We start from the raw sequence: 7,503 nt of genomic DNA, 5'->3' as shown, positions 1-7,503 counted from the left end.
GAAACAGCAGCGGATCCGGCAGCGGATCCGGCAGCGGATCCGGCTCCGGAAGCAGCAGCGGCAGCAGCAGTGGCTCCGGAAGCAGCAGTGGCTCCGGAAGCAGCAGCGGAGGCGGAGGCGGAGGCGGAGGCGGCGGAGGCGGAGGAAGCAGCAGCAGCGGAGGCAGCGGCGGAGGCGGAGGCGGCGGAAGCACCAGCGGCAAAGGCAGCGGATCCGGCGGCGGAGGCGGCGGCAGCGGCAGCGGATCCGGCAGCGACAGCACCGGAGGCGGCAGCCACGGCACCGGCAGCGGCTCCGGAGGCTCCCACGGTTCCGGCTCCGGATCCGGCAGCAGTTCCAGCAGCATGAGCAACCCGTTCAGCCTCAGCCCACTCGCCAGCGGCGCCAGCGGAATGGACGCCTCGAGCCTGCTCAACCTGTTCTCCGAAGCGCTGCAGCTTCTCTCGTCGGGCATACCGATGCTGCAGCAGCTCGGCATGCAGCTCGCCAGCAGCCTCGGGCCCGGCTTGCAGTCGCTGGCGTCGGCGGTCCAGAACGGGGTTATGACCGTGAAACAGGCGATGGCCGACGCCACCGCCCACGTCGGCACCGAACTCGACCAGTTCCGGCACCAGTTCGACCACGGCCCCTCGGGACCGAAGATCCTGGATCTGGATCTGTCGCTGACTCCCCGTGCGGGCGTGGCCAATTGGGGACCGCAGGGCTACCTGCCCGGGGTGGTCCCGAACCTCACGATCGACACGGGCGGTCCGGCCGTCGTCGACGATCAGCCCGCCGCCTCCGGCGTCACCGCACAGGGAGAGCAGTAAGTGGAACGCACCTGGCAGCTCACCGGCCTGGAGTATCTGGTGCTGCGCGAACGCCTGCTCGGCCGCCCGAACAGCTGGCCGTTCCGGACGGTCACCACCATCACCAGCGCCTGGGACTACCAGTTCGCGAAAGCACGCCTCTGGGGTGAGCTACAGGCGAGGTGGGACGCCGAGCTGGCCGAGGTGCTGAAGGCCTCGTTGGATCCCGACCTCCGGCTCATCGCACAGGTCTTCGGCACCCGGGACAACAACGCCACCCGGGATCTGCTGACGGCCAAGCGATTCGGCGACCGTGCTGTGGTGATCCAGGGCTTCAACCCCACCTCCCTCTACAGCCACGACCGCCTCGAGATCACCCTCTGCGACGCCGCGGCGATGTCCCGGGTCCTGGTCGACCGGCTGCCGCCGATGACGCCGGGCTCGCAGCCCCGGGTGACGCTGCTCAGCTACGACAAGGAGGAGAGCGTCGATCACTGGACCCGTGGCAACAGCGGCTTCTACGACGACGGCGACACCGTCGACACGCAGAGCCGGCACTGGCAGGCAGCGCCGAAGTCGCGCGTGGGCAGCATCCAGATCACCCAGGGCCAGTCCAGGTTCGGCCCGCGCGGCAAGGTCACCAAGCACATCTTCTGGGAGGAACACCACGGTGACGGCTGCTACGTCATCGACCTCGAGCCACCGATCGCGGCCGTCGCCGCCGGCAGCGAGCAACTGCGCGCCGGCATCGACGCACAATGCGCCGAGCTGCTGATCGTGGGGCAGGACGAGTCTCGGCAGGGTTCCGCCCGCGAGAGCGTCTACGACAAATGGTGAATGCACGCAGCCGATTCGGACGCCGGCGCGCCGGCACACTTCGGGAGGCACAGTGGTGCGGCACAACACCCGGCTGATCGCCGATACCGCCGAGGTCCTGGACGGCATCCACGAGGTCATCACGAGCCTGGCCGACGCCCGCGCCCGCTGTCGGGCCCTCACCGTCACCGCGACCGCCGAGCGCGGAAGTATCACCGTCATGGCCGACGGCTCCGGCGCGCTCGCCGGCATCGAATTCGCCTACGACACCGAACAACTCGGCTACACCCGCCTCGCGCGCTCCACCGTGCAGGCCGCCCAGGCGGCCGGTGCGGAGGTTCGGCGCCGCGCTGACGCGATCATGACGCCGCTGCGCGAGCGGCTCGAGCGCCTACCCGGTCCCGCCGAGGTGATCCACGGACTGCCCGCGCGGGGCGCCATCCCCCCGCCCCCGCCCGCGCTCCTGACCCCACCCGGCGCTCGCGATCCAGCGCCCGGAACCGATGGCGCACGGCCGCATCCGGCCCTCGACACATCCTGCGGACCGGCCGGGCCGGCAGCCGACCTCGTCCGCCTGCAGCAGGCGCGCACGGTGCTGGTGGCGACCGGCACCGCCGAGCAGCGCCGCGTGGCGGTGACGGTGAACGCGGACTGCCTCATCGTGGATATCCAATTCTCCTCCGGCATCGCCGATCTGGACCACGACGACATCGCCGAGGCAATCCTCGCGGCGTCTCGCGCGGCGGTGGCCGAGGTGGCACGACGGGTGCAGGCACTGTTCGCGCCGGTCACCTACGACCGATCCGGATTCCCCGGCGTCGCCGAGACATTGGCGGGACTGGAGAACCTCCGTGATCAGTTGCGCTGAGCGGCAATGCGAGCCCTTACCCAGAAATCACTGCTAGCACGGGAGTACCACGGTGGCACCGAATCCCTACGTCTTGGACTTCACGAGCTGGTCCGGCCTGACCGGTAGCAACGACCTCATGCTCGAATCCGGCACCGCGGAGAAGTGCGCGCAACACGTCGCGGATCTGCTCGACGCCGTCGTGGGCGTGCACACCTGGATTCTGGGCAATTACGCCCAGGCCAGCCCGCCGATCAGTCTGACGACCTCCGGGGCGAATCTGTCGATGGTGTACCAGCAGAAGATCGCCCTCGAGATGCCGCAGCGGCTGGTGCAGCACCGCAACATCCTCACCGATATGGGCAACACCTTCATCTCGGCCGGAAAGTTGTACGACACCACCGAACACAACAACACGACGAATTTCGACAGCATCTCCTTCGACGCCGGCTCGGGCACCGCACCGACCGGATCGCCGGAGCCGCAGACGATTCCGAACTATACGACCAGCTTCCATGCCAAGCACGGCACGAGCTACTACCCGTGGACCTTCGGCGGCCCCGAAAGCGGATCACAGCTGGCCTGGGGCGACTTCTGGCGGATCGGGCACTCCATCGACGCGCAGAAGGTGGCGAATGCCGGGGGCATCTGGTTCTGGCTCTCGAACCAGCTCGGCACCGGCTTCACGACGCTGCGCGAGCGCATCTCGGCCGTGTCGGATCAATGGACCGGGCAGGGGGCGCAGGCCGCCATCCAGGCCACCTCGCAGTACGTGTACGCCTCCCAGCAGCTCACCGGCGATATGAACCTGCTCGGCAAGAATCTGCTGTTCACCTCCGGCTGGCTGGCGAAGACCCAGGCCACGTCCACCCCGCCGACGCCCGCGCCCGAGATGTACGCCGGCGGGGACCCCGCCTTGATCCAGCAGGCGCTGAGCATCATGCAGAGCAACTTCACCACCTACTACACCGATAATTTCCCCACCACGAGCGGCAGCATCGTCATCCTGCCGCCGCCCACGATCGTGGCCCCGGCCGGCGACACGAACACGAACACGAACACGCCGGACACTTCCGACCACAACAGCAACGCGGGCGACAACAGCAACTCGAACAACTCCGACACCTCGACGGGCGACACGAACGACACCTCGAATTCCGGATCCTCCGCCGGCGACGGATCCACCGATCACGGCGGCGGGAACTACGACGGCTCCACCGGCAGCAACGCCGGCGGCAACACCGGCGGCTCCACGTACGACCCGGCCACCGGGGAGACGAATTCCACCAATACCTCTCCCCCGCTACCGGAAACAACGAAAGACCTCCTGACGAATCCGCTCGGTACGACGCCGTCGTCCGGCGTCATCCCGCCGATCGTGTCGCTGCGCTCTCTCGGCCCGACCGGCGGTCCCGGCACGCTGGGCGGCACCGGCCTCGGCAAGGGATCGGGCCGTGGCCTGATCGCCGCCGAGGAGGAACTCGAGCGCGAGGAGTCCAAACTGTTCCCCCGGTCGGTGCTGCCGCCCGAGGAGAAGCTGCCCAGGGCCGGCCTGCTGGAGGAGGAGGGCCGTGAACCCGGGTTCCCGATCGGCAGCGGGCGCGGCAGCAAGGACGAGGAGAAGGAGCGCAAGCGCCTGGACATCCTCGACTCCACCGAACATCTCGACGAAGCGATGGGCACGCTGGGGCGCATCGTGCGGCCGGTGCTCGACCGATGAGCGAGTCCTGGTCACTGACGGATGTTGAGCTGATCGTGTTGTGGGACAGTCTGTTCGGGGAGGGGCTGCCCACACCGCTGTTCGCGTTGCAGCGCGGATCGAACGTCGACGACTGGGCGGTGCTCGCCGCCGGCGCCCGCGCCGCGTTGCGCGCCCGCGACGACGGCGCGCTGTACGACGCGCTGACCCGGGTGGCGCGGGCCGACGCCCTGGTCCGCCTGCACGCCATCGATCCGGCGGACCACGAGGATCCACTGACCCGGCTGCGTGTGCTGGGCGCCCGCCAGGGTGCGATGGCTGTGCTGATCCATCAGCTGCCCGGCGAAACCGTCTGGCACAGCGGCGGATTCACAATCACTATGGGCGAGGCGGAACGCCTGGCCGGGGCGATGGCCGGCACGCTGCCGCCGTGCCCGGCCGCGAGCGGACCGGAGATCCCGCTCGTGTCCCGGCGGTCCGGCCGGGCCGACCACCGGCACGGCCACTCCCCCGCTCGGGCCGACTATCTGGATGCCGAGCGGCGCAGCACGGCCTGGCTGGCGCATCCGGCCGACCGCGCCGGCGCCTTCGAAATCGTCCAGGGCAGTTCGATCTTCGGTCCGCGCGGAATCATCCCACACCGCGTCTCCTGGCGCGATATGCGCGGTGTCGGCCGTTACGCCGTCGCCGAGAGCGCCGAACCTGTCGCGGTGCCGGCGGACCGCCATCGGCTCGCGGCCATGATCGACGCCGAGATCGCGAAGGTACTACAGACACTGGAGGACGAGCGCTGTGCCTGAATCATCCTGTGCCGCCGCATCATCGTGGGATTCGGACCCCGGCGGCGCGGCCGCGGCGTTGCGCGCCGTCCTGCACGACGGCGTCTACCTCGGCGGCGAGGATCCCGCCGACGACGTGGATCCGTCGGATGCCTCCGACGCCCCGGACGGCGCATCGACCGAAATGCCCGCCGCCGCCCGCACCGAGGACGAGCCCGGCTTCGCCACCTACTCCGTCGGCCGGGCCTGCCTGCGGAACGGCGGGATCCAGCTCACCGCAACCGATTCCGCGATCCCCCTCACCCTCGATGTCACCGCCGACCAGCTTCGGCGCGAACCCCGGGACCTCGGCGACGATCTGTTGCGGCTGTGCCGCCTGGCCGCGGGCCGCGCCGGGTTGGCACGCCGCTCCTACCTGACCGAGATCGGCATCCCGGCACACGCGGTCGAGCTGCTCGGCCTGCCCACACGGACCGAGGTGGAACGCATGGAACTGGCCGACGAGGCCGTACACGAGTACGAGCCCCGAAGCCTGATGGAATCGGACGGGAGCATCTGGTGACGACCGGCGACTTCGCCGCGCTCGAGGAGTCCGCCCGTACCCGGCTCGAGCGCATGCGGCGGCTGTCCGACGATCTGGCCGCCCTCGAGATCCGGCACACCGGCGCCGGCGGGGCGGTCACCGTCATCGTGGACGGGTCGGCCCGGCTGCTGGACATCCAGCTGTCCGTGGACATTTCGCGGCTCTCGCCGGCCGAGTTCGGCCGCGCGGTGATCGACACCGCCGCGGCCGCCGCCCACCGGGCCCTGGCCCGGCGCGGCGCGCTGATCGGCGAATTCAACGAACAGGTGAACAGTTGAATTTCGCCGCTCCGAGCGGTTGCCCAACACGGCCCGCTCTCTAGCATTCATCGCAAAACCCCTGCGTAGCAGTCATATCGCAGATCACGAGGAGCACACCATGGCAGACATTCTCCATGTACGGCCCGGCACTTTCCGGCAGTACGGCGACATCTCCCAGACCATGGCCGTGACGGTCGGCGCTGTCGGGGCGATCGATCAGGCCGCCAGCGTCGCGGCCGCGGTGCCGGTATTCGGACTGATCGGGCAGGAATTCCTGGCCAGTTTCGCCTACGCGCAGGCCAATCACTGTGCGGCCATTGCGGATCTGGTCGACAACTTCACCACCACCGCGACCGCCGCCCACGCGTCCGCGGCGCTCTACGAGCAGCACGAGCAGCACAGCGTGGACACCTTCGCCGCGACGACGCGGATCGCCGGACAATGACTCCGGTCGCCGAACCCCTGGTGGCGCCGTTGCATCCGACCGTCCTGGACGCGCTGCACCACACTCCGGCCGCGCCGCTGGCGGGCCTGCCGGCCGCGCAGGTGCTGGCCGGAATGGGACTGCCCGCGCTGCCGGCGGTGCCCGCCGCGCTACCCGTGCTCCCGGGCGCGCCGATGCTGCCGCCGTTGGATCCGGCCGCACTGGTCAGGCCCATCACCGACCTGTTCGGCGGATTCGGCGACGGCCGGCTCGGCGCGGGCGGCGCGCTCAACCCACAGACCCTGCTGCAGCACGTGATGCAGGCCATCGAGACCGCGACACAGTGGGCCGGACAAGGCATCTCGCTGCTGCAGACGATGCAGAGCGCCGGTACAGCCGCCGCGACCACCTCGGCGATCTCCGCCCAGGGCACCTCGGCGGAGATCTCGGATCAGGCGCTGCAGATGCACACCACCATGGGTATGGCGGCCGGCACGGTCGCACTCGGCTATGCCCAGATGGCCGCGGTGGCAGCGAAATTCGCGCTCACCGCCGCCGCGCTGGGGCCCACCCTGATCACCCCGCCGGGCCAGGCGGCGCTGCTGGCCACCGCCCTGGAAACCGGCGCCGAGGCCACCGCGGTCACCGTGAAGACCAAGGGACATCTGGCCGTTCACTCCGCGAACATGGCCCGGTGCGGCACCCGCGTGAAACCCACCTGCAAGCCGAAGCTCAGCGCGGTGCAGACCAGTAAACTCGCGACGAAGACCCCCACCGCGAGTGGCTCCGGCGCCTCCGGCTCGCAAACCCAGCTGCCGCAGCTGCTTTCGACGCTGCAGGGCGTCATCGGTCCGCTACAGACCGCCGCCCGGCAGGTCGGCGGGCAACTGGCGCCGGGCATACCGAGCGTCGCGATCAGCCATGCGAAGATGCCCGCGGCCGCGCCGCTGTTCGGCCTCGGCGGATTCAACAGCCCGGCAACGAATATCGCCGCCTCCGAGCCCCTGACCCAGTGGCAGCAGGAGAGCGTCGTGACGATGACGACGGCCGAATCGTCGGAATTCACCACGATGCCGCTCGGTGGCGTCGCTACGACCGCCGAGGAGGAGATGCTGCCACCCTTGGTCCCCGGCGCCGGCATCGCACCCGGCGGAGGCCGGGGCGGCACTGCCGCCACCCCCGAATCGCTGGTCACCGGGCGTCACGGCGACGAACTCGTCGGCGAGGCGCCCGACGACGTGGCCGCCCCCGTCATCGGCGCCCTCGCCACCGCCGGCAACCCCGACACCCCGTTCAGTCTCTAGAGG

Annotated in this window: 10 protein-coding genes; 9 read left to right on the top strand and 1 reads right to left on the bottom strand. The window is 69.9% G+C overall.

The window, feature by feature from the left end:
* The coding region (locus KO481_RS42050; RefSeq protein ID WP_215924243.1) for a hypothetical protein at nucleotides 1-346 on the bottom strand (346 nt) is incomplete at its 3' end.
* On the opposite strand from KO481_RS42050, the gene KO481_RS42045 reads away from it, so the two are divergent.
* From KO481_RS42045 to KO481_RS42005, 9 genes are all read left to right on the top strand, one after another.
* A complete protein-coding gene (locus KO481_RS42045) occupies nucleotides 345-809 on the top strand; it encodes a hypothetical protein (RefSeq protein ID WP_215924241.1) in 465 nt (154 codons plus the stop codon). The two genes, KO481_RS42050 and KO481_RS42045, sit on opposite strands and share 2 nt — an antisense overlap.
* The gene (locus KO481_RS42040; protein ID WP_215924239.1) at nucleotides 810-1,625 is read left to right on the top strand and encodes an ESX secretion-associated protein EspG; all 816 of its coding nucleotides are present in this window, start codon (nucleotides 810-812) and stop codon (nucleotides 1,623-1,625) included.
* Between the two features lie 52 nt (nucleotides 1,626-1,677).
* Nucleotides 1,678-2,472 (top strand): YbaB/EbfC family nucleoid-associated protein, encoded by a 795-nt coding sequence (locus tag KO481_RS44625; RefSeq protein ID WP_215924237.1) that lies wholly within the window; start codon nucleotides 1,678-1,680, stop codon nucleotides 2,470-2,472.
* Nucleotides 2,473-2,524: 52 nt separating this feature from the next.
* Nucleotides 2,525-4,171, top strand: a complete 1,647-nt coding sequence (locus KO481_RS42030; protein WP_215924235.1) for a hypothetical protein — start codon at nucleotides 2,525-2,527, stop codon at nucleotides 4,169-4,171.
* Nucleotides 4,168-4,950 carry an ESX secretion-associated protein EspG gene (locus KO481_RS42025; protein WP_215924233.1) on the top strand — a complete coding sequence of 261 codons (783 nt, stop codon included), beginning with the start codon at nucleotides 4,168-4,170 and terminating at the stop codon, nucleotides 4,948-4,950. The genes KO481_RS42030 and KO481_RS42025 overlap by 4 nt, the downstream gene beginning before the upstream one ends.
* Entirely contained in the window at nucleotides 4,943-5,491 is a 549-nt protein-coding gene (locus KO481_RS42020; protein ID WP_245402286.1) for a hypothetical protein, read from the top strand. The genes KO481_RS42025 and KO481_RS42020 overlap by 8 nt, the downstream gene beginning before the upstream one ends.
* A complete protein-coding gene (locus KO481_RS42015; RefSeq protein WP_308166996.1) occupies nucleotides 5,488-5,790 on the top strand; it encodes a YbaB/EbfC family nucleoid-associated protein in 303 nt (100 codons plus the stop codon). The genes KO481_RS42020 and KO481_RS42015 overlap by 4 nt, the downstream gene beginning before the upstream one ends.
* Before the next feature lie 100 nt (nucleotides 5,791-5,890).
* A complete protein-coding gene (locus KO481_RS42010; protein ID WP_215924231.1) occupies nucleotides 5,891-6,217 on the top strand; it encodes a type VII secretion target in 327 nt (108 codons plus the stop codon).
* On the top strand, nucleotides 6,214-7,500 hold the full coding sequence (locus tag KO481_RS42005) for a hypothetical protein (RefSeq protein WP_215924229.1): 1,287 nt from the start codon (nucleotides 6,214-6,216) through the stop codon (nucleotides 7,498-7,500). Before KO481_RS42010 ends, KO481_RS42005 begins: the two co-directional genes overlap by 4 nt.
* The last annotated feature ends 3 nt before the right edge of the window (nucleotides 7,501-7,503 follow it).

The organism is Nocardia albiluteola (genome assembly GCF_018860155.1).
In the GTDB taxonomy this organism is placed as follows: Bacteria; Actinomycetota; Actinomycetes; order Mycobacteriales; family Mycobacteriaceae; genus Nocardia; species Nocardia albiluteola.
The sequence above is the reverse complement of the archived record's forward strand: the minus strand, read 5'-3'. Positions and strand labels throughout refer to the sequence as shown.

Excerpts from the sequence above, each read along its gene's own strand:
- KO481_RS42045 (WP_215924241.1), top strand. The coding sequence starts at position 345 with ATGAGCAACCCGTTCAGCCTCAGCCCACTCGCCAGCGGCGCCAGCGGA.
- KO481_RS42025 (WP_215924233.1), top strand. The coding sequence starts at position 4,168 with ATGAGCGAGTCCTGGTCACTGACGGATGTTGAGCTGATCGTGTTGTGG.
- KO481_RS42005 (WP_215924229.1), top strand. The coding sequence starts at position 6,214 with ATGACTCCGGTCGCCGAACCCCTGGTGGCGCCGTTGCATCCGACCGTC.
- KO481_RS42010 (WP_215924231.1), top strand. The coding sequence starts at position 5,891 with ATGGCAGACATTCTCCATGTACGGCCCGGCACTTTCCGGCAGTACGGC.